Origin of the sequence: Pseudarthrobacter siccitolerans, assembly GCF_030823375.1 — a bacterium.
Classification (GTDB): Bacteria; Actinomycetota; Actinomycetes; order Actinomycetales; family Micrococcaceae; genus Arthrobacter; species Arthrobacter siccitolerans_A.
This window is the reverse complement of the sequence record NZ_JAUSXB010000001.1, coordinates 657,841-674,876: the sequence shown is the minus strand read 5'-3', so window position 1 is coordinate 674,876 and position 17,036 is coordinate 657,841. Positions and strand designations below refer to the sequence as shown.

Genomic DNA, 17,036 nt, shown 5'->3' with positions numbered 1-17,036 from the left:
GGGGTACGACGACGGAGGCACCTGCCGGCCGGCGTCGTACCCCCGGATCTCTGGCTATTTCTGGTAGCCGCCGTTGGACTTGATGTTGGCGTCAATCGCCTTGGCTGCCTTGTCCAGCGCGCCCTGCGGGTCCGCTCCGGCAAGGATGTCCTGGGTTGTCTTGCCGAATTCGGTGGCAATGAAGGGGTAAGCGGGGGTCTCCGGCCGCATCACGGCGTAGTTGCGGGAGAATTCCATGAAGATGCGGTTGGCGCCGCCCTCGGCGAAAGCAGGGATCAGGGCCGCGGCTTCATTAGTGGCGGGGATGCCTCCCGTTGCCTTGATGACCGAAGCCACGTTTTCGGGCTTGAGGGAATAGGACAGGTAGTCCATCGCGGCATCCGCATTGTTGCAGCCGCTGGTGACGCCCCACTGCCAGGAAGCTCCGCCGATCTTGGGACCGTTGCCCAGGTCCACCGTGGGCATGACCGCCAGATCATCTCCCAGGGCCTCCCGGGCTTTGTCCCCTGCCCAGGAACCGGTGTAGAGGATGCCGCTCTTGTTGTTCAGGAAGTCCTGGGTGGAATCCTTCCCGCTCTTCGTAGCCATAAAGCCCTGATCCGCCAGTCCGCGGAACCACTTGGCCCATTCGACGGCCTTGTCACCATTAAGGGCTCCGTCGGCCGACTGGTAATCCTTGCGGTTGATCAGGTCTCCGCCGAAGGACTGCAGGAACGGCGAGTACGCATAGGGCAGCCACTCGCCCGTTCCGGCAGTACCCATGTCCAACGGGTAATCCCATTTACCCAGCGCCTTGAGTTTGGTCAGCGCGTCCTGGAACTCGTCCTTCGTCCATGGCTTCTCAATCGTGGCGGCGCGGACGCCCGCCGCCGCGAGATCAGATTTGCGGGCAAACATGGACAAAGCGACGTCACCGTACCCAACGGCATAGGTCTCACCCTGCCACTTGGCAACGGTGCTGGGGAGGTTCTTGGAAAGGTCCGCGGACAGTTTCAGGGGCGTGAGGTATTGCGCCCACGCCCAGTTGGGAACGTTGGGCCCGTCAATGTCCACGATACAAGGGAGGTTTCCGGCCGACGCGGCCCCAACGACGGAATCGTTGTAGGACTCCTGCGGGAAAGCCTGCACCTTGATCTGCGCCTTCGCACCGCTGCTTTTGTTATAGGAGTCCACGATCGCCTGGGTCGCCGCCAGTTCCGCCGGGTTTCCGGCGGCGTGGGTCCACATGGTGATCTCTTTCGGGCTTTCGGTTGTGGACGAGGAACTGCCTTTGCCGCAGCCGGCGAGGGTGGCAGTGAGGGCGGCTGCGGCTATGCTGGTCGCCAGGATCTTCGTGAACTTCTTGTTCATGGTCAGTCTTTCTGTTTGGACAGGGTGATTGATGGGGTCCTGCTGGGAACGCGGCCGCTGCAACGGCTGCGTTCCCTTTTTTCTGGGAAAGCTTTCGGGGCTGTTCCTGGTGAGGTACGGCCCTGGCTCAGTTATTCGGTGGAGCGACGGAATCCCGCTTCACAAGCGGGCAGGCCACCTTCTGGTGCACCCGTGGTGCCTCAGGGTTCTCGAGTTCGTCGAGGAGTTTCAGGACAGCCCACCGGCCCATCTCGTAGTGGGGGAGGGCCATCGTGGACAGGCCCGGCCAGAGGCCGTCTGCGATGAGTTCGAGGTTGTCGACGCCGACAATTGAGACATCGGACGGAACCTTCAGGCCAAGGTGGCCGGCCGCTTGGTAGGCGCCCATGGCCATTTGGTCGCTGAAGCAGAACAGGGCGGTGGGTCTTTCTGCCGCGGATAGCAGCTTCAGTGCCGCTTCCCGCCCGCCGGCGGTGCTGGGATTACTGGTTATCAGGCCGTTCACGGGCAGTTGCAGGCCGTGGCGGGCCAGCCCGGCGCGGAAGCCTTCGAGGCGTCCATGGGCGGCGGGGATGTCGTCCTCATTGTTGATCATGGCGATCCGGCGGTGGCCCGCCGCGACCAGGAGTTCGGCGGCGGACTCACCGGCGCCGAACTCATCCGGCACTACAGAGGACAGCGCGGTGTTGTCCGAGGTGGCGTCCAGCACGATGGTCGGCATCCCTTGAAGCTCCCCGGGGACGGATACCCGCTGGTTGTACATGCGGGCGTAGATGACGCCGTCCACCTGGTGCTGCTGCAGCGCCCGGATTTCCTGCCGCTCCAGTTCGTTGTCGAGGCCGGAGTTGACCACCATCAGCAGGTGCCCGTGTTCGGAGGCGGCGTCCTGGGCGCCCTGGATCATGGCGCCCGCGAAGGGGGTGGTGGTGATCTCGTCGCTGACCAGGCCCAGGATCCGGGAGCGCTGGTTGCGCAGCCCGCTGGCCAGCCGGTTCGGAGCGTAGCCAAGGTTCCCGGCTACGGCTTTGATGTGCTCAACGGTCCCGGCGTTGACCCGGGAGCTGTGCGTTTCGCTCAGGGCATGCGACACCGTGGTCACTGAGACGCCTGCCGCTTTCGCTACGTCCCGGATGTTCACCTTGGTCGCCATTGACTTCGTTCCTTTGCAAAACGTTTTGTATGTTACTTGCATCACTATATGCAAAACGTTTTGCAGCCGTCAAGGGGCAGTTCGGTCGATCAAGGAGCAGCGGGTGCTTCAGTCCCGTGATTCTTCCGGCCGGGAATAGGAGGAACCTGAGGCTGTGCGTTCCAGCAGGCCAAAATCCACCAGGTAGCGGCGAAGCAGGACAACATCCTCGGTATAGCTGAGGAGCCGTTCGTTGACCTGCCTTTCCGTCAGATTTTCACCGGGGCCGATTGCCTCGCTCGCAATCCAAGCGAGGAGCTCGCGCCGCTCGGCCATGTTCGCCGGATATCTTTCAATCTTCCCCAGCCGCATGAAACGGTCCGTTCCGGTCTGCGCCTGCCGTCGGGGGTGCTGGGCAAGAAGTTGCCGGAAGATGGCTTCAGGTGCCGCCAGTTCGCCGGAAGCGTTCTGCTCCAATAGCCCCGACTCAAGCAGGGCGGCAATGGCCCGGTTTCGCCGGTGATCCTTCAGCCCGGCGAGCACTTCCGGTGGCTTTGCCCCGAGGACTATTTGTGCGTACGCGGTCCGGGCGTCGTTGTTGGCCAGGGCGGCCAGCACGCGGCGCCAGTGCGGACCGCCGTACCTCGTTTCCCTGGTCATGCTCTTTGCCTTAGCCCGTCTCTGAGGTTTCGGGGCCCTTGAGGATCCGCCGGGCATCCTCCTGGGCTTCGAGGGAAAGGTGGCTGAGTACCTCGCCCTTCAGGTGTCCGGCGGCGGAGATGATGTTCCGGAGCTCTGAGACAGTGCGCGGCGAGCTCACCCCGTGGTGGGCCATGGCGTGGCAGTTGGGACAAAGCGGTACCAGGTCAGCGACCGGATCCAGTTGGTAGCCGCTCCCAAGCATCGCCGGCGGTACGGCGTGGTGCACCTCAACGGCATCCGTACCGGCTTCCCCATAGGAAGCTTCGAAGGAGAACCCGCAGGCTGCGCAGGACGTTCCATGGAATGCCAGGCATACCCGGCGTGCATCGGCATCCCGCTCGTAGCGGTTCACCTCAATCCTGGTGACAGCCTCCGGCGGGCAGGTTCCCGGAACCAGCTGGGCGCGCCCGGTGGCCGCCGGCCCTTGCTCCCGCCACAGCTGACGAAGGCCGGGCTCCGCGGACAGCGGAACGGAGAGGCTTGGGAGACTCATCGCGGTGCCCCAGGGTATGCCGGGAACGGCTCCGCACAGGGTGTCCGGACGAATCTGTTCGCCCAGGGGGAGCAGCGCGTCGAAAGCGATGCTGACATGCCAGCCGGCGGCTTCGGGTTTCCCGGGCCGGACGGCCTGATAGGACTCGGACATCACTATTCCGTGGCCAATCAGGCCGGTGCCTGCGTCACTACTGCCCTGCAGCAGGAGCCAAACGTCTGTTTCGGGCAGGATGTCGAGGTGGTGGTCAATGGTCCATCGGTCCAGGGACCGGCCGGACTCTGCCACCTGCTCGACGGCGGCGCGGTAGTCCCAGCGGTCCCCTCGGCCCGGGCTCCAACCCAGGATTACTCCAGCCACCGCCCACCTCCCGTGTTACTGAGACTATATGCAGACCGGCGGGACGTTTTTCAAGGTGCATCAACGCCCGCATTAGTGGGGATGCGCGCCGCCCGGCACGACGGAGGGCGCACCCCGCGTACGGGATGCGCCCTCCGTCTACAGCGAGGTCAGTCTTTCTTGAAGGCGTCCTTGACCTTTTCTCCGGCCTGCTTCAGATCGCCTTTGGCCTGGTCTGTCTGGCCCTCGGTCCGCAGGCTCTCGTCACCCGTGGCGCTGCCGGCGGCCTCCTTGCCTTTACCGCCGGCCTTTTCAGCTGCGTTCTCGATTTTGTCGCCAAGTCCCATGGTGTTTCCTCCTCTGGTTGGCGGCCATTCATCGGCCACACCTCCATACTAAGCATGCTTAGGATGAGGATTTCAAGTCATGGACGTTCAGGAATTCTCTTCGGGCGTATGGACTACCTGCACAGGGCACCAACTGTGTTCATCTCAGCTCCTCATTTATCGGGTCGGCGAAGGGGAGCGGCGTTCCACCGAGCGGGCCGCCGTCCTCAGGCCGGGCAAGCTCGCGTGGGCCTTGGTCAAGCCGGAACGGCGGGTATTCGTCCCGCATCAGCGCCGTGTAAGCCGCGACGCGGTAGATCCAGCGGTTGACGCCAAGTATCAGATCGAACAGCGGCCGCAGGTACCGGCCGGTGAAGAGCAGGGCCACGGCGGCTATGAGGACCAGCAAACCCAGGAGGGACAGGCCGCGTCCGCGCTCATATGTAGCCCCGAAGTCTCCGGCGTCCGCCCGCCAGGTCCATGTCGCTCCCGCCAGCACCGCAACAATCAGCAGATGCGGGATCGCCAGGAGCCACCATTTGATGAGAACCAGTCCGCGGGATAGCCGCTGCGGGTAGTCGACCTCGAAGTCGGCAGGATAGCTGGTCCGTGCCAGGGTGAAAGGCGGGTAGAGGTCTGTTCCTACGGCAGCATAGGCATAGAAGGCCACCCGCCAGTTCCACCGCAGGACACCGACGTTGAAGTCGAAGAGGGGCCGCGGGTAGTGGCCGGTGAACAGAATGGCGAACCCTGCCACGATGGTGGTCACCGCAAACGCAAACCAGAGGAAGAACAGCACAATGAAGTGGGGTATGGCCAGGAACCATTTCACCAGCCACATCCAGCGTGACAGGGCCGGATCGAGTTCGCCGACGAGCCGGGCCGGGTAAGGGGCCCGGTCCGCCGGTGGCACGGCGAGCGGATGCGCGGGCGACTGTACTCCCGGCGGCATCGCCGGTGGGATCATGGCCCCGGAGCTCTGCGGCATCGACGGTGGCATCGCCGCCCCGGAACTCTGCATATTTCCGGGTCTGCGGCTGCCGTACGCTTCCGGCCCGGGACCGCCGGGAGGCGGGCCGGCTTGCCGTCCAAGTCCCATGGCTCCCAGCACCAGCAGCGGCACCCCGATCACCAGGGCGGCAATCCCGCCCACCAGCAGGCCGCCGGCTGCCGGTCGAATCAGGTCGGAACGGAAGCCGGCCTGCAATTGTGCATCTACTCCGGGGCTGGCGTCCGCGTTCATCAGGACGATCGTCCAGCTGCCGGCCGCAAGGTTCCACGTAATTTGCTGCTGTCCGGGGCCTGATGCGGCCGCCTTCCAGAATTTTTGCTCTGCCGGGGGAGTGGGCACGTCGGTGCCGGGAATGTCGCGGTACTCGGCACGGAACGGCGACCGCTGCACGTCGAGCAGCTCCGAGTGGTGCACTCCCGACAGGTAGCGGTCGGCGTCGGCCTGGGAGGCGATGCCGATGAAGACGGCCTTGCCGGGATCCACTGCGGTGGCGCGCAGCCGAAGCGTTCCGACATCGAAGGGCAGGCGGGCGGGAGCGCCCTCGCCCATCGCGTCAAGCCGGGGCGAGGTCAGGGCGAGGGACCCTACGGAAAGGCGCGCGGTGCCTGAGTTGAGGTATCCGTCTGCCTGCGCCGATCCCACGACTGAGGCCACGGCGCCTCCAGCAACAGCCGCAAGGCCGAGGAGTGATAGGAGGATCCCAAGAATGAGCATTACTACTGAACCGGTCTTTTTCATGATGCCAACCTGTGATGGAGGAATAGGGGCAGACCTCAACGGAGAAGCGAAAGGCCGCGGAACCTGCCCTGGTTTTAGTTGTTGTGTGGCTGGATACGGGTAATGACGGTGGGGCAGGGGAGGTGCTTGAGTACTCCATGCGCGGTGGACCCGAGCAGGAGCCGCTCGATGCCGCCCCTGCCGCGGCTTCCCACAACGAGCAGCGTCGCTGCTGCGGCGGCCTCAACCAGCGATTCCACCGCTCCCCGGTCAGGTGTAAGGACCTGGTGGACCACCAGGTCCGGATAGTTCTCCCTCAGCCCGGCCACTGTTTCGGAAAGAACCACGCGTTCCTCTTCCACCATGAACCCAGCCAGGCTGACGGGCGTGACTCCGGCGTCAACTACAGGATCCGGAGCGTTGATGGCATAAAGGACAGTCAGCTCCTGCCCGTCCCGGTCAGCTTCGGCCGCGGCGAAGGTGACCGCCTGCGTTGCTTCCGCGGAGCCGTCGACGCCGACTACCACTCCGGACCGGCCCTCAAGATTCTGTGTTCCCACCACAGCCACGGGTACCTTGGACGAGGCGGCCACCTGAAGCGCGCGGTCGGCCAGGGTTCCGCCGAGATGGAACCCTCCCGAGCCGACCACCAGCATTGCCGCCTCGCTGGAAAATTTCGCCAGCGCGCCTCCAATGCTTCCTGTCAGGAGTTGGGTGGTCACACTTATCGGCAAGGCGTCACGCACCCGAACGGCGGCAGACTCCAGGAGCTTGCCACCCGCCTCCTCGAGCACCCCAATAAACGGGTACGGTTCGGCCACCCACCGGTCATCCACCACGTGTACGATCAGCAGCGGCAGGCCGGCGCGTTGGGCACGGCGTGCAGCCCAGAGCTCCGCTGCCTGGCTCTGTGCCGAACCATTGGTGCCGACCGCGATCGGCTTACGAGTTGTCATGGCCAGTAGTCCTGCTGTTATGGGGGGGCACGGTCACACTAAGACTGGGACCATGCCCGCAGGAGTTGTAGGGCCAAAGGTCACGGTTCCGGCGGGGCCCGTCCCGCCCCGATTCTTCCCCGCCCGTGCGCCGGGGAGTACGCTTAAACCACCGCTAGGACTATGCGGCCACTGTTGCACATGAGGTGTTGAGTTTCGTGGATCCGGGAACAGTTCTGGCGCTCGCCGGCGGATACGTCGCAGCTTCCATCGGAGTTTTCCTCCTGTACTCGCCGGTTCTTCTTCTGATGGTGGGGCTGTTGCTGGCTGCGGGCCTGCTGCAACTGCTGGCCTGGCCGTTTATTGTCCTGATCCGTAAACTGCGCCGGAAGCCCGAACGTCCGCAAGACAGTTCGTGGCTCCTGCACTGAACCAGGAGAGCGGTTCACACGGCACCCCATTCGTCAGTATGCTTACTATTGTTGGCAAAGCCGGTCACGAGAAAGGCAGCATCATGACGGAACAGAACTTGCCTGACGACGAGCTTGAGGTTGTCGAGGAAAACGACGTGCTTCTGGACGAAACCCCCGGCGCGGCTTCCTCCCTGGAGCTCGACCCGGTCACCACCGGTCAACCCGACAGCTATCCGGGAGCGGCGGAGAACAATCCGGACCGCTGGCAGGAGGATCCGCTCCTCCAGGATGAGGTCTCCGGCGAGGAGGAGGACTTCCTCAGCGACCAAACCCTGCGTGATGACATGAAGGCCACCCGCGACGGCGCCGGCAATGAGCAGGTGCCGGCCACTACGCCGACCCTTGGCGAGGCGGTGGCGGACGTGGACTTCGGCGAAGAGCCGACCGGCCTTGAAGCCGACGCCAGCGATGACCAGGAAAACTTCGGCGGATCCCCGCTCAGCGAGTTTGAGCCCGACGACCTGGACCGTTAGGACCGGGGCTAAAATAATAAGCAGACTGATGAATGTCGGTTGGCAGGATCAAGGTTGAAGGAGTTTCACATGAACTTGGGAAGCATGATCAGGAATGCCGCTGGACGGGTTTCAGGCAGGAACGGAACCGGCGGTACAGTCCGGGGCCGCGGAATGAACACTACTGGCCGGACGCCGAACACCACCGGCGCCACGGGCGCAAGGCCCGGCGGCATGGCCCATCGAATCATGGGAATGCTCAGGCGGCACTGAGCCATCAGCGCGAACCAAGGAAGCAGGTCCCGGGGCTTTCCCGGAACCTGCTTCCTTGGTCCCCCCACCACCATGCGTGAACTCGTTGTCCTGGGCACTGCATCCCAGGTCCCCACCCGGACCCGCAACCACAATGGGTATCTGCTGCGCTGGGACGGCGAAGGGCTGCTCTTCGATCCCGGCGAGGGAACACAGCGCCAGATGATCCACGCCGGCGTCTCAGCCACTTCCATCACCCGCATCTGCCTTACCCACGTCCACGGTGACCACTGCTACGGGCTGCCGGGCGTGCTGTCCCGCATGGCACTGGACGGCGTGGCGCACCCGGTGCATCTCCACTACCCCGCTTCAGGCGAGGACGTGGTCCGCGCCCTTGTGTCCATCAGCTCGCCCGGCATCGACCTGCGGCTCCGCCCTCACGGCGGAAGCGGAACAGTGGCCGAAGGCCTGGAGGTCCGGCCGCTGAAGCACCGCATTGAAACCTACGGCTACCGGCTCGCCGAATCGGATGGCCGCACCTTGCTGCCGGAGCGGCTGGCGGCAGCGGGTATCCAAGGCCCCGACGTCGGGCGGCTGCAGCGTGATGGCATCGTTGCCGGCGTCCGCCTCGATGACGTCAGCATGCCCCGGCGGGGCCAGCGCTTCGCCTTTGTGATGGACACCGCGCCCTGCGAGGGGGCAGAGAACCTGGCCGACGGCGTCGACCTCCTCGTCGCGGAGTCAACCTTCAGCGACGATGACGTGGCGCTCGCCGGCCAGTACCGCCACCTCACCGCGGGGCAGGCCGGGGAACTGGCCGGCGGCGCCGGCGCCAACACCCTTGTACTGACGCACTTTTCGTCAAGGTACGACGACGTCACGCCGCTGGCTGCCCAGGCCGGCGCCCGCGCAGCACGGGTAACGGTGGTAGCGGTGCATGACCTGCAACGGGTGCCTCTTCCGGAACGCCGCCGCTGGCAGGAGCCAGCAATGCAGGGCGGGGTGAACGGCCGGGGACTCGTTGCAAAACCCCACCGCGGGGTAGAGAGTGAACGAGAGGGTGGTTCATCACATGGCTGACCGAGCGGAAAACAAACCACGAGGGAGGGCTTGAACAATGACAGCTGCTGCTGAAACAACAGTCACCTTTGACGGGCAGTTTGCCCGGGAATTGTCTGAGCTGGCTGTTCCCTGGCAGGCGGAGGAAGCACCGGATCCCAAGCTCCTTGTCCTGAACGAGGAACTGGCGGGTGAACTCGGGCTGGATCCGGAATACCTCCAGTCGCCGGAGGGGGTCCGGCTCCTCTTGGGCAACCATATTCCGGCGGGGGCGACGCCCGTGGCCCAGGCCTATGCCGGCCATCAGTTTGGCGGCTACTCGCCCCTCCTCGGGGACGGCCGCGCGCTTCTCCTCGGAGAGGTGACGGACGTGCGCGGGCGTGTGCGGGACGTGCACCTGAAAGGTTCCGGCCGCACGCCCTTCGCCCGGGCAGGGGACGGACGCGCCGTCGTCGGGCCCATGCTCCGGGAGTACGTGGTGAGCGAGGCGATGCACGCCCTGGGCATCCCCACCACCAGGTCCCTGGCCGTTACGGCCACCGGCCGCCTGGTCCGCCGCGACACCATGCTTCCTGGAGCAGTCCTGGCAAGGGTGGCCAGCAGCCATCTGCGGGTTGGAAGCTTTCAGTACGCCCGGGCCACGGAGAACATGGACCTCCTGCGGCGCCTCGCAGACCACGCCATTACCCGGCACCACCCCGCCGCTGCCCGGGCCGGCAACCCCTACCTCGCCCTCTTCGAAGCGGTGGTAGCAGCCCAGGCGTCACTGGTGGCGCAGTGGATGCTGGTGGGCTTCGTCCATGGCGTCATGAACACGGACAACGTGACCATCTCCGGGGAAACCATCGATTACGGGCCCTGCGCGTTTATGGACGCCTTCAACCCCGCGGCGGTCTACAGCTCCATCGACGTCGGGGGGCGCTACGCCTACGCCAACCAGCCGGTGGTGGCCGAATGGAACCTCGCCCGCCTTGCCGAGGCAATGCTGCCGCTCATCAACGAAGACCAGGAACAGGCGGTAGCCCCCGCTGTGGAGGCACTGGGCGCGTTCCGCCGCCAATACAGTGATGCCTGGTTCGCGGGCATGAAAACCAAACTGGGTTTGAAGGAGAGCGCCGCCGGGAGTCCGGAGGCAGAAGAAGCCTCGCAGGTGGTGGACGGCGTGATCGCCATTCTCAAGGACGGGCCGTTGGACTACACCTCGTTCTTCCGGAACCTCGGCCAGGCAGCGCGGGGAAACCAGCGGCCGGCCCGAGGCATGGTCCTGGACCTCGCCGCTTTCGATGCCTGGGCCGAACGGTGGCTGGCCCTGCAACCCGACGCCGGCGTGATGGACCGGGTAAACCCCGCCTACATTGCGCGCAACCACCTCGTGGAGGAGGCACTCGCCGCAGCAACAGAGGGCAACCTCGGCCCATTTAACCGGCTCGTGGACGTCGTCCGCATGCCGTACCAGGAGCGCCCGGGGCTGGAGCGCTATGCCGGGGGAGCACCCGAGGACTTCGGCAGCTACCAGACCTTCTGCGGCACCTGAGCTGAGTTGAAAACGAAACAGGGGCGGCAGGCGGGGAGAAACCCGCCTGCCGCCCCTGTCCGGGTGGTGTGGCTACGCTACGCGGACGAAGGAAGCGCCCGGGAGCCAGCTGATGGAGTGGACCTCAGTCTTGAAACCGTCCACGCCACCGCTCACAACCTGGCCGTTGCCGGCGTACACACCGACGTGGCCGGCGGTGATCACCAGGTCACCGGCAGCGGGGGCACCCACAACGGAGCCGTACTGGAAGAACTGGCCGGGAGCCAGGTCGCCAACACTCTTACCCACGGAACGCAGGGCCTTCTCCACCATGGCGGTGCAGTCCTGCTGGATGCCGACCTGGCCGTAGGCCGAGGCCAGGATGGCAGCGCCGGCGCCCGAGCCGGTCGCAGCCGGAGCTGAAGCGTAGGACACGTTCACTCCGGTGTTGGCCGGAGCCGCGGCAACGGCTGCCTTGACGGGAGCAGGAGCAGCGGCTGGAGCCGGAGCGGCGGCCGGAGCAGCTGCAACGTACCCGGCGCCCGGGATCTGGATCTGGTCGCCGGGGTAGATGATCGCGGAGATCGCCAGGCCGTTGGCGGACAGAACGTCATTGAGGTTGACGCCGTAGGCAGCCGAGATGCCGCCCAGGGTGTCGCCCGAAACCACGGTGTGCACGTTGGCGGCAGCTGCCGCGGGGGCAGCCACGGCAGCGGCGGGCGCCGTGGAAGCCTGGGTGTTAGTGGTCTCGGTGGTGTCCGGTCCGGTTACGCCTGCGTGGGCCGGGGCGCCTACACCGAAGGCAATGCCGGAAGCTGCTGCTACGGCGAGCGCCGGACGGCCAAGTGACTTGGCTGAGACAGCCAAGCCCTGGAGCGCGATTGAGCGGGCCGGAGTCGCGCGGTGACGGGCGGTGATGGAATTTTTTGACACGGTTGATCGCCTCTCCCATGCCTGCGGGGTGAGCTGTCGGGTTCGGGTTGGAGATACCCGGCCGGGAGCGGCTCCGAACGGAACGGAGGGCGCTATCGACTTGACCCCAAGGCCTCTCAGGAGGCCGCGGAAATGTGGTTCCCCCGTCCCTGCCAGCTGGAAACTGATTGAATCCCGGTTCAGTGGCAGGGCTCGGCATACTGACGGGAATGTCCCGTCTGGGAGGGACACCTGAAGACCATAGCCCGCGACGCGACCGATTGTCACATTTGGATAACATACGAGGTGCTTCTCTCGTATTTAGCAAACGACTTGATTCTTCCTACACTCCCCGTTGACCTCAGAAGATAGAAACGCCGGGCGCCCCCAGGTGTTCTTTGTCACAAAGTAATAAAGCCATGCCGAAACCGGCGTCTGAATCTTGCCCACAGGGGCACCGGGTAGGAGGATGACCCCACCTGGAGGAGGCCCTGTGACCCAGCTCGGCAAGTATGAGCAGTATCTGATCGAAGAATTTTTTGACGACTACCGCGCCGGGGCCTTGAGCCACCGGACGTTCACCCGGCGGGTGGCCTTCATTACGGGCAGTATGGCTGCTGCCGCGGCCGCGATGCTGCTGGTTGGCTGCACGCCGAGTGAGGTGCCGCGCAGCACTGACCCGATCCCTGCGGCCGAGCCCCCGGTATCGACTGCCTCCGGGACGGCCGGTTCCGGTGCGGTGCCCGGGGCGAAAAGCCCGCTTTCCGTACCCGAAGGTGCTGCTGGAATGACGACGGCGACTGTCCGGTTTCCGTCCGGTGGAACCTCTGTCAGCGCCTACTTGGCCCGCCCCGAGTCAAACGGGCCCCGTGCTGCAGTGCTGATCTGCCACGAGAACCGTGGACTGACACCCCACATCCAGGACGTGGCGCGGCGCTTCGCGAAGGAGGGCTACGTGGCCCTCGCCCTTGACCTGCTGAGCCGGGAAGGCGGAACTGCCGGCATGGACCGCGATGCTGTTCCCGGTGCCCTCACCTCGGCCGGTGCCCAGCGGCACATTGCCGACTTTGACGCGGCACTGGAGTACCTCCGGGGCCAGGACTTCGTGGACGGTGAACGAATTGCCATGACCGGTTACTGTTTCGGTGGCGGCATCACCTGGCAGGCAGCCACCGAGCTGGACGGCCTGAAAGCCACCGCGGCTTTTTATGGGCCGGCCCCTGACCTGGGCAAAGTCCCGGGGATCAAGCCTGCGGTCTTCGGTGTGTATGCAGAGCTGGATCAGCGCATCACGGGTGCCATGCCGGCGCTCAAGGATGCTCTTGCTGCCACCGGCGTTGTCCATCAGCTCACTGTCTACCCTGGTGTGGGCGGGCCACGCGTTCCACAATGACACCGGTGACCAGTACAACGAGGTCCAGGCCACAGCCGCCTGGAAAGACACACTCGCCTGGTTCAGCCGGCACGTCTGAAGTGCGCCGTCCTGCCCGCTATGAGGAACCCGCAGGTCTCCGCTGCATAACGATGTCAGGAGGCTGGCCTTCAACCAGAGGTTGAAGCCGGTAAGCTTCCGGACTATGCCCCGGTTCGTTACAAAAGCCCGGTCGCCCCTGCCGGCGGCCCTTCTGGTCGTGGCCCTCGCCGCGGCACTCGGGCTGGCACCGGCGGGCGCGGCTGACAGCGACCCGACCGGCGATTACCCCTCCTGGGAAGACGTGCAGGAAGCAAAGCAGACCGAGGCCGGCAAGGCCGCTGAAATCAGCAGGATCAGCAGTCACCTCGATGACCTGCAGGCCAAATCCGAGTCCCTGGGTACCGCAGCCGTCCAGTCGGCGGCCGACTATGCCGAAACAGACTCTGCGCTGCAGGCTGCCAGCGCAAAGGTGGAGGCCCTCACCGCCCAGGTCTCACAGGCAAACACCGCCCTGTCCCGGCACCGGAAGGAGCTCGGGGCGCTCGCCGCCCAGTCCTACAAAACGGGCGGCACCACCATGGGATTCTTCGTTGCCCTGGATGCGATCCAGACCAACAGCATTCAAGGGCTCAATGTGGTGCAGATCGTCGGGGACAAAACGGCAGGACTGGTAACAAAGGCCGAATCCGCGGGCCGGATCGCCACCAGCCTGGCTGCCCGGGAAAGCGCCGCCAAAGCCGAACGCGAGCGGCTGTCCCTTGAAGCCAAGGCCAAACTCGGCGCCGCCCGTTCCGCCCAGGAGGCCATGGCACGCCAGGTGGCGGAGAGCCGGCAGCACAGCGAGGAGTTGACAGCCCAGCTGGCCTCCCTCAAGGGCACGACTGCGGCAGTTGAGGGCGCCTACCGGCAGGGCCAGGCAGCACAGGCCGCTTATGAGGCCGCACAGGCCGCCAAGCGCGCCGCTGCTGAGGAGCAGGCCCGGCAGCAGGCAGAAGCGGCAGCGAGGGCGGCCGCAGCAGCTGCCGTCCGCCCGCCGGCTGGCCCAGCGCCCGCCGGCCCCGCGCCGGCAAATCCCGCACCCGGCAATCCGGCACCCGGCAATCCGGCACCCGGCAATCCGGTACCCGGCAACCCGGCGCCCGTTAACCCGGCCCCGGCTAACCCTGCCCCCGCACCTGGGTTGCCCGCGGCACCCAGCCCGCCGCCCGTCGTCGTGCCCTCCGTTCCGGGTGGTGCCGTTAATGATCCGGCAGGCGCCAAAAGCTATGCCTTGCGCAGGCTGGGCGCGTACGGCTGGGGCCAGGACCAGTTCCTCTGCCTCGCCCAGCTCTGGACCAGGGAATCAAACTGGCTGACCACCGCCACGAATCCCTACTCAGGCGCCTACGGCATCGCGCAGGCACTTCCGCCTGGCAAATACTCCAGCGCCGGCAGCGACTGGCTCACCAGTTACCGGACGCAGATCGAATGGGGCCTGGGCTACATCCGCGGCCGCTACGGCTCTCCCTGCGGGGCCTGGAACCACTCGCTGGCCAACAACTGGTACTGACCCCGCGCTAGGCTTTTCCCATGCCTGACTTCGAACGGTTCCGGATCCTGCTCGAAGAGGAGCGGGCGCGGAAAGTGGTGCTGCTTCCGGCCCTCCGCGCGGACATCGCCTCGGCAAACTCCGCCCGCCAGGATTCCAATGTGGACGACGAACACGATCCGGAAGGCTCCACCATCGCCTTCGAACTCTCCCAGGCCTCGGCACTCCTGCAGCAAAGCAGCGCCGGACTGGACCAGGTGGACGCGGCCCTCGCCAGAATCGCCGACGGCACCTACGGGACCTGCGCCGTCTGCGGCGAAGCTATCGCTGAAGGCCGGCTGGAGGCACGCCCATGGACGCCGTTTTGCATTCGGCATGCGTCCGCAGGGCGCACACGATGAGCAGCGCCGAGGTTGTGGCAGCAGCAGCCGGGTTTGTTGACCGCACCCTGCAGAATGAGGGTGCCTGGTACCGGGCGGACGACGTCGAAGGCAGGCTGGGCGGCGGGCTCACCTCCTACGGATCCTCTGTTGGCGCCGTCCGTGGAACCATCCGCGACGCGCTGCGGAAGTACAAGGACTTCGATCACGACGACGTGGTGCAGCTGGCGTCCGCGCTCTGGGGACAACCGCGGCCCGGCTCCCGCGCGGTCTACGAGCGGCGGCTCGCCGCCATCGTGCTGCTGCAAACCAAGGTGGCACTGCTGCGCCATTCGGACCTGACCCGGATCGAAGGGTTCCTCCGGTCCGCCGGAACCCGGGAACTGGTTGACCCGCTGCTTGCGGACGTGGTGGCCCCGTTCCTGGCCCGGCTCACGGGCCGTGACCGCCAGCGGGCCAGCGTTGTCCTTGCCCGGTGGCGGACAGACCCGGATCTGCAGTTACGCAACGCAGCAGCCTTCCTCGAGCCGCAACCCACAGCCCAAGCCCCACCCCAAGGAGACATCCGTGAACGATCGCTATGACCTGGAACGCTTTGTTGCCGCACAGAACAACGGCGGAATTTATGACCAGGCGCTGGCCGAACTGCAATTGGGCAGCAAATCCGGTCACTGGATGTGGTTTGTTTTTCCGCAGCTGGCGGGCCTCGGCCACAGCGAGACATCCCGCCGGTACGCCATCAGCTCCCTCGCAGAAGCCAGGGACTACCTGGACCACCCGGTCCTGGGTCCGCGGCTGCTCGAGTGCGCCCAGGTCCTCACCACCCATCCGGACCGCGCCGCCACGGACATTTTTGGTGGCGTGGACGCCCGGAAGCTGCACTCCTCCATGACGCTGTTCCTGCGCGCAGCTCCCGGGGAAACCGTCTTCAAGACCGTCCTGGCCCGGTTCTTCGACGGCCAGCCCGACCCCGCCACCGACGATCTGCTCGCCGGCCGGGACGAAGGCTAATGCAGACGGCGGTGCCTCGCGCGTCCTGCGCCAGGCACCGCCGTCGGATGTACCTTCCCTGGCACTACGGCGTGGGGCTGCCGCCGTTAACGTTCAGGGTTTCGCCCAGGACATAGCTGGACTCCGCCGAGGCCAGGAAAACGTAGGCCGGGGCGAGTTCGGCCGGCTGCCCCGCCCGGCCCAGGGGCGTGGACTGGCCGAACTCCGGCAGTTGCTCCTTTGGCTGGCCGCTGCTGACCTGCAGCGGCGTCCAGATGGGCCCGGGCGCCACCGCGTTCACGCGGATGCCCTTGGGCGCAAGCTGCTGCGCCAGGCCCTTGGTGAAGTTGTTGATGCTCGCCTTGGTGGTGGCGTAGTCCAGCAGCGTGGGGGACGGGTTGTACGCCTGGATCGAGGTGGTGTTGATGATGGTGGACCCGGCCGGCATGTGCGGAACCGCCGCCTTAGTGACCCGGAACATTGCGTAGACATTCGTCTTCTGGGTGTGGTCGAACTGTTCGTCCGTGATCTGGGCGATGTCCTCCTGCGCCACCTGCTTTCCGGCGTTGTTGACCAGGATGTCCACCCCGCCCAGCACGGCCACTGCAGTGTCCACCAACTCCTGGCAGGCGGCGGGGTCCTTCAGATCGCCTGGGACCTTGACTGCCTTTCGGCCGGCCGCTTCGATGATGCCGGCGATGCGGGCTGCGTCCTCTTCTTCCTCCGGCAGGTAGGAAAGGACAACGTCCGCCCCCTCCCGGGCGAAAGCAATGGCCGTGGCCGCACCAATCCCGGAATCGGCCCCGGTAACGATCGCCTTCCGCCCGTCCAGCCGCCCTGTACCGCGGTAGGTGTCCTCGCCGAGATCCGCCTTCGGCGACAATTCCGCGTCCAGGCCGGGCTCGGGCTGGTGCTGCTCCGGCGGCGAGATCTTCTCGTAGGCGGTGACGGGATTTCGGAAGGTGTACTGGTCAGTCATGGTGGTCCTCCTGATGGGTAGGGGTGGAACACAGAAAGCTAAGTATGCTTACCGTTCCAGCGTAGGCAATCAGGCAGGCCG

The 17,036-nt window shown here is 65.6% G+C and carries 18 protein-coding genes and 1 riboswitch; of the genes, 9 read left to right on the top strand and 9 right to left on the bottom strand.

Annotation, left to right across the window (positions count from 1 at the left end; all coding sequences use genetic code 11):
* Positions 1-54: 54 nt before the first annotated feature.
* The 7 genes from QFZ36_RS03250 to QFZ36_RS03220 form a co-directional block, all read right to left on the bottom strand.
* Positions 55-1,350: a sugar ABC transporter substrate-binding protein gene (locus QFZ36_RS03250; protein WP_306633894.1), complete on the bottom strand. Its 1,296-nt coding sequence runs from the start codon at positions 1,348-1,350 to the stop codon at positions 55-57.
* Positions 1,351-1,477: 127 nt separating this feature from the next.
* Positions 1,478-2,500, bottom strand: coding sequence for a LacI family DNA-binding transcriptional regulator (locus QFZ36_RS03245; protein ID WP_306633892.1), 1,023 nt, complete (start codon positions 2,498-2,500; stop codon positions 1,478-1,480).
* A gap of 108 nt (positions 2,501-2,608) precedes the next feature.
* Positions 2,609-3,139, bottom strand: coding sequence for a DUF2087 domain-containing protein (locus tag QFZ36_RS03240; RefSeq protein ID WP_306633890.1), 531 nt, complete (start codon positions 3,137-3,139; stop codon positions 2,609-2,611).
* A gap of 10 nt (positions 3,140-3,149) precedes the next feature.
* Positions 3,150-4,034 carry an HNH endonuclease gene (locus QFZ36_RS03235; protein WP_306633888.1) on the bottom strand — a complete coding sequence of 295 codons (885 nt, stop codon included), beginning with the start codon at positions 4,032-4,034 and terminating at the stop codon, positions 3,150-3,152.
* Between the two features lie 149 nt (positions 4,035-4,183).
* Entirely contained in the window at positions 4,184-4,360 is a 177-nt protein-coding gene (locus QFZ36_RS03230; RefSeq protein ID WP_306633886.1) for a CsbD family protein, read from the bottom strand.
* A gap of 139 nt (positions 4,361-4,499) precedes the next feature.
* Positions 4,500-6,089 (bottom strand): DUF4389 domain-containing protein, encoded by a 1,590-nt coding sequence (locus tag QFZ36_RS03225; protein WP_306633884.1) that lies wholly within the window; start codon positions 6,087-6,089, stop codon positions 4,500-4,502.
* 74 nt (positions 6,090-6,163) lie between these two features.
* Complete coding sequence (locus QFZ36_RS03220) at positions 6,164-7,024, bottom strand: universal stress protein (RefSeq protein ID WP_306633882.1); 861 nt, start codon at positions 7,022-7,024, stop codon at positions 6,164-6,166.
* A gap of 197 nt (positions 7,025-7,221) precedes the next feature.
* Here QFZ36_RS03220 and QFZ36_RS03215 point away from each other — a divergent pair, with 197 nt between their 5' ends.
* The 4 genes from QFZ36_RS03215 (at position 7,222) to QFZ36_RS03200 (ending at position 10,773) form a co-directional block, all read left to right on the top strand.
* Complete coding sequence (locus tag QFZ36_RS03215; protein WP_306633880.1) at positions 7,222-7,434, top strand: hypothetical protein; 213 nt, start codon at positions 7,222-7,224, stop codon at positions 7,432-7,434.
* Between the two features lie 83 nt (positions 7,435-7,517).
* Entirely contained in the window at positions 7,518-7,949 is a 432-nt protein-coding gene (locus QFZ36_RS03210) for a hypothetical protein (protein ID WP_306633878.1), read from the top strand.
* Between the two features lie 324 nt (positions 7,950-8,273).
* Positions 8,274-9,260 carry a ribonuclease Z gene (locus tag QFZ36_RS03205; RefSeq protein WP_306633876.1) on the top strand — a complete coding sequence of 329 codons (987 nt, stop codon included), beginning with the start codon at positions 8,274-8,276 and terminating at the stop codon, positions 9,258-9,260.
* A gap of 37 nt (positions 9,261-9,297) precedes the next feature.
* Entirely contained in the window at positions 9,298-10,773 is a 1,476-nt protein-coding gene (locus QFZ36_RS03200; RefSeq protein ID WP_306633875.1) for a protein adenylyltransferase SelO, read from the top strand.
* A gap of 72 nt (positions 10,774-10,845) precedes the next feature.
* On the opposite strand, the gene QFZ36_RS03195 is transcribed toward QFZ36_RS03200, so the two are convergent.
* Positions 10,846-11,685, bottom strand: a complete 840-nt coding sequence (locus QFZ36_RS03195; protein WP_306633874.1) for a C40 family peptidase — start codon at positions 11,683-11,685, stop codon at positions 10,846-10,848.
* Positions 11,686-11,688: 3 nt separating this feature from the next.
* Positions 11,689-11,857: riboswitch (cyclic di-AMP (ydaO/yuaA leader) on the bottom strand.
* Between the two features lie 300 nt (positions 11,858-12,157).
* Here QFZ36_RS03195 and QFZ36_RS03190 point away from each other — a divergent pair.
* The 5 genes from QFZ36_RS03190 to QFZ36_RS03165 all read left to right on the top strand — a co-directional run bounded on the left by QFZ36_RS03190 (position 12,158) and on the right by QFZ36_RS03165 (position 15,997).
* On the top strand, positions 12,158-13,057 hold the full coding sequence (locus tag QFZ36_RS03190; protein ID WP_306633873.1) for a dienelactone hydrolase family protein: 900 nt from the start codon (positions 12,158-12,160) through the stop codon (positions 13,055-13,057).
* Positions 13,058-13,241: 184 nt separating this feature from the next.
* Positions 13,242-14,627 (top strand): coiled-coil domain-containing protein, encoded by a 1,386-nt coding sequence (locus tag QFZ36_RS03180; RefSeq protein WP_306633870.1) that lies wholly within the window; start codon positions 13,242-13,244, stop codon positions 14,625-14,627.
* A gap of 20 nt (positions 14,628-14,647) precedes the next feature.
* Positions 14,648-15,007, top strand: coding sequence for a TraR/DksA family transcriptional regulator (locus tag QFZ36_RS03175; RefSeq protein WP_306633868.1), 360 nt, complete (start codon positions 14,648-14,650; stop codon positions 15,005-15,007).
* On the top strand, positions 15,004-15,570 hold the full coding sequence (locus QFZ36_RS03170; RefSeq protein WP_306633867.1) for a DNA alkylation repair protein: 567 nt from the start codon (positions 15,004-15,006) through the stop codon (positions 15,568-15,570). Before QFZ36_RS03175 ends, QFZ36_RS03170 begins: the two co-directional genes overlap by 4 nt.
* Positions 15,554-15,997: a DUF1810 domain-containing protein gene (locus QFZ36_RS03165; protein ID WP_306633865.1), complete on the top strand. Its 444-nt coding sequence runs from the start codon at positions 15,554-15,556 to the stop codon at positions 15,995-15,997. Before QFZ36_RS03170 ends, QFZ36_RS03165 begins: the two co-directional genes overlap by 17 nt.
* 64 nt (positions 15,998-16,061) lie before the next feature.
* On the opposite strand, the gene QFZ36_RS03160 is transcribed toward QFZ36_RS03165, so the two are convergent.
* Positions 16,062-16,955 carry a glucose 1-dehydrogenase gene (locus QFZ36_RS03160; protein WP_306633864.1) on the bottom strand — a complete coding sequence of 298 codons (894 nt, stop codon included), beginning with the start codon at positions 16,953-16,955 and terminating at the stop codon, positions 16,062-16,064.
* Between the last annotated feature and the right edge of the window lie 81 nt (positions 16,956-17,036).

Excerpts from the sequence above, each read along its gene's own strand:
- QFZ36_RS03160 (WP_306633864.1), bottom strand. The coding sequence starts at position 16,955 with ATGACTGACCAGTACACCTTCCGAAATCCCGTCACCGCCTACGAGAAG.
- QFZ36_RS03180 (WP_306633870.1), top strand. The coding sequence starts at position 13,242 with ATGCCCCGGTTCGTTACAAAAGCCCGGTCGCCCCTGCCGGCGGCCCTT.
- QFZ36_RS03210 (WP_306633878.1), top strand. The coding sequence starts at position 7,518 with ATGACGGAACAGAACTTGCCTGACGACGAGCTTGAGGTTGTCGAGGAA.
- QFZ36_RS03220 (WP_306633882.1), bottom strand. The coding sequence starts at position 7,024 with ATGACAACTCGTAAGCCGATCGCGGTCGGCACCAATGGTTCGGCACAG.
- QFZ36_RS03205 (WP_306633876.1), top strand. The coding sequence starts at position 8,274 with ATGCGTGAACTCGTTGTCCTGGGCACTGCATCCCAGGTCCCCACCCGG.
- QFZ36_RS03240 (WP_306633890.1), bottom strand. The coding sequence starts at position 3,139 with ATGACCAGGGAAACGAGGTACGGCGGTCCGCACTGGCGCCGCGTGCTG.
- QFZ36_RS03250 (WP_306633894.1), bottom strand. The coding sequence starts at position 1,350 with ATGAACAAGAAGTTCACGAAGATCCTGGCGACCAGCATAGCCGCAGCC.
- QFZ36_RS03175 (WP_306633868.1), top strand. The coding sequence starts at position 14,648 with ATGCCTGACTTCGAACGGTTCCGGATCCTGCTCGAAGAGGAGCGGGCG.
- QFZ36_RS03225 (WP_306633884.1), bottom strand. The coding sequence starts at position 6,089 with ATGAAAAAGACCGGTTCAGTAGTAATGCTCATTCTTGGGATCCTCCTA.
- QFZ36_RS03200 (WP_306633875.1), top strand. The coding sequence starts at position 9,298 with ATGACAGCTGCTGCTGAAACAACAGTCACCTTTGACGGGCAGTTTGCC.
- QFZ36_RS03230 (WP_306633886.1), bottom strand. The coding sequence starts at position 4,360 with ATGGGACTTGGCGACAAAATCGAGAACGCAGCTGAAAAGGCCGGCGGT.
- QFZ36_RS03245 (WP_306633892.1), bottom strand. The coding sequence starts at position 2,500 with ATGGCGACCAAGGTGAACATCCGGGACGTAGCGAAAGCGGCAGGCGTC.
- QFZ36_RS03170 (WP_306633867.1), top strand. The coding sequence starts at position 15,004 with ATGAGCAGCGCCGAGGTTGTGGCAGCAGCAGCCGGGTTTGTTGACCGC.